Below are 2856 nucleotides of genomic sequence, written 5' to 3' on the forward strand. Positions count from 1 at the left end.
GTCCACCCCGCACGGGCCGCCCCCATCTCCGCGCTTCGGGAGTAAATCCTTGGCCATGGCCGACACCGCCCCGGCAGGACCCCACGCACCCCCGGCTCCTGCGCGGTCCTGCGCGCCCCCGATGCAGCGGCCACCCGCCGCCAACGCCCCCGACAAGCACTCCGCGACCCTCATCGGGTCCGTCCAGCGCGCCATGCGTCTGCTGGAGACGGTCGCCGCACACGAGTACGGCGCCCCTGCCAAGCAACTGGCCCGTGAGACGGGCCTCGCGCTCCCCACGGCGTACCACCTGTTGCGCACCCTGGTGCACGAGGGCTATCTGCGCCGGGACAAGGGGCGGTTCTTCCTCGGTGACGCGGCGGACCGGCTCAGTAGCAGCGGAGCGCAGCAGAAACGTCGCAGCACGGTGGCCGACACCCTCGCGCACTGGCGCGACGTGATCGGCGCGCCGGTGTACTACGCGATGTACCGGGACGGCGAGATCGAGGTCATGTGCGTGGCCGACTCGCGGGAGACGCCGGCGGTCGCGGAGTGGGCCGACTTCCGCGAGACGGGACACGCCCACGCCGTCGGGAAATGCCTGCTCTCCCAACTGGACGACGACGCCCGCCGGGACCACCTCGCGCGCTACCCGGTCCGCTCCCTCACCCCGTACACGGTCCGTGACAACGATGCCCTGCTCAGGCGGCTGGCCAGGACTCGGCGCATGGAACCCGTGGTGGAGCGGCAGGAGTACGCCCTTGGCGCGGTCTGCGCGGCGGTGCCGATCACTGTCGGTACAACCGCGGCGACGATGGCGATTTCGCTCCCGGCCCATCAGGAGGATCAACTTCCGTGCATGACAAGGAGGTTGCAGGCGGAAATGGGGCGTCACATGGGTGCGCTGGCGCTCTCTATCAGCATCTGAAAACTCACTCCTTGTGATCTGCCATGCACGTTCAGCTAGATTTGACCCCAGTCAGGGATTAAACCCGGCCAATCGATGTCTTATGACGGGGTAGGCGATGCGCGAGTCCGTACAGGCAGAAGTCATGATGAGCTTTCTCGTCTCGGAGGAGCTTTCCTTCCGCATTCCGGTGGAGTTGCGCTACGAGACGAGTGATCCCTACGCGGTGCGGCTCACCTTCCATCTGCCCGGTGACGCCCCGGTGACCTGGGTCTTCGGCCGGGAGTTGATGATCGACGGGGTCGGCCGGCCGTGCGGCGAGGGGGACGTGCACATCTCCCCCGTCGACTGCGAGGTGCTGGGTGAGGTGCTGATCCGGCTTCAGGTGGGCGGCGACCAGGCCTTGTTCCGCTCCTCCACGCCGCCGCTCGTGGCGTTCCTCGACCGCACCGACAAGCTCGTGCCGCTGGGGCAGGAGGGTGCGCTGGCCGACTTCGACACCCACCTCGACGAGGCGCTGGGCCGCATCCTGGCCGAGGAGCAGAGCGCGGGCTGAAGTGGCGGGGCCGAGGGGAGCGAGGCGCTCGACCGGGCTCCGTGAACCTTTGAAGAAACGCTTCTCCAAAGGTTCGGGGTCCGATGTCCCCGGCGCTCCGCTCAGCGCTTCCGGCGCCGCCCCCGGCCGCCCGGGACGGCGACGGGCTGGGCGCCCGCCGGAGCCGCCGTACCGGGCGCGGTGCGGTCCGCCGAGACGACCAGGGCGGCGAGCGCGGTGGTGACCGGCACCGAGGCGACCAGGCCGATCGAGCCGACCAGCGTGCGCACGATCTCCTCCGCGACCAGCTCGCTCGTGGCCACCGTGCCCACCCCGCTCTGCGCGATGGAGAACAGCAGCAGGAGGGGCAGCGCGGCGCCCGCGTAGGCGAGGACGAGGGTGTTGACGACGGAGGCGATGTGATCGCGGCCGATGCGGATGCCCGCGCGGTACAGCCCCCGCCAGCCCATCGCGGGGTTGGCCTCGTGCAGCTCCCACACGGCCGAGGTCTGGGTCACCGTCACATCGTCCAGCACGCCCAGCGAGCCGATGATGACGCCCGCGAGCAGCAGACCGCTCATGTCGATCGACGGGTAGAGCCCGTGGATCAGGCCGGTGTTGTCGTCCGTGTTGCCGGTGAGCGCGGCCCAGCCGATGAACTGCGAGCCGAGGACGCCGATCAGCAGCAGCGAGACGAGGGTGCCGAGTACCGCCACGGAGGTGCGTGCCGAGAGGCCGTGACACATGTACAGGGCGATGAGCATGATCGCGCTCGACCCGACCACCGCCACCAGCAGCGGGTTCGACCCCTGGAGCACCGCGGGCAGGATGAACAGGGTCAGCACCAGGAAGCTGACCGCCAGGGCCACCAACGCCATGACGCCGCGCAGCCGGCCCACCACCACGACGGCGACCGCGAAGATCCCGGCGAGCAGGGCCATGGGGAACTTGCGGTCCAGATCCGTGACCGCGTACTGGAGTTCCTTCGGCGCCTTGGGCTCGTAGGCGACCACGACCTTGTCGCCCTCGTGCAACTGCCGGGTCTGGTCGGGCTGCACCAGCTCGGTGAAGGTGCGGCCCTTGTCCTTGCCGGTGTCGACCCGGACCGTGGCCTTCTTGCAGGGGCCCTTCTTGTCCTCCTGGGCGGCCGGAGCGCCGCCGGGGGCGGAGGGATCGCCGATGGGGGCCTGCCCGCCCGCGCCGACCTGACAGCTCACGGAGGTCACCGTGGTGACGGTGGCCTGCTGCGTCTGGCGGTCGAAGCCCACGCCGGTGCGCTGGTGCGGGGGCGCGCCTCCGGGCCAGAGCACCACCAGACCCACCACGACGGCCGCGCTGAACGGGATCAGGATGGCCGCGATGACCTTGCGCAGATGCTTGGACACCGGCGCGGCCGGGCCGTGACTGTGGGAGTGGCCGTGCCCGCCCCCGGAGC

General features: G+C 70.3%; 3 protein-coding genes. 2 read left to right on the forward strand and 1 reads right to left on the reverse strand.

Features of this window, described 5'->3' with window-relative positions:
* Positions 1 to 121: 121 nt before the first annotated feature.
* Both CCN33_RS21370 and CCN33_RS21375 read left to right on the forward strand, forming a co-directional pair.
* A complete protein-coding gene (locus CCN33_RS21370) occupies positions 122 to 907 on the forward strand; it encodes an IclR family transcriptional regulator (RefSeq protein ID WP_244173891.1) in 786 nt (261 codons plus the stop codon).
* A 97-nt stretch (positions 908 to 1004) separates the two neighbouring features.
* A complete protein-coding gene (locus CCN33_RS21375; RefSeq protein ID WP_030806138.1) occupies positions 1005 to 1442 on the forward strand; it encodes an SsgA family sporulation/cell division regulator in 438 nt (145 codons plus the stop codon).
* A gap of 101 nt (positions 1443 to 1543) precedes the next feature.
* Here CCN33_RS21375 and CCN33_RS21380 read toward each other — a convergent pair.
* A partial coding sequence (locus CCN33_RS21380; protein ID WP_086695172.1) for a YibE/F family protein occupies positions 1544 to 2856 on the reverse strand: 1313 nt, incomplete at its 5' end.

The organism is Streptomyces recifensis, from assembly GCF_002154615.1.
Classification (GTDB): Bacteria; Actinomycetota; Actinomycetes; order Streptomycetales; family Streptomycetaceae; genus Streptomyces; species Streptomyces griseoluteus.

Coding starts and splice junctions, on each gene's coding strand:
- CCN33_RS21370 (WP_244173891.1), top strand. CDS start 122: ATGCAGCGGCCACCCGCCGCCAACGCCCCCGACAAGCACTCCGCGACC.
- CCN33_RS21375 (WP_030806138.1), top strand. CDS start 1,005: ATGCGCGAGTCCGTACAGGCAGAAGTCATGATGAGCTTTCTCGTCTCG.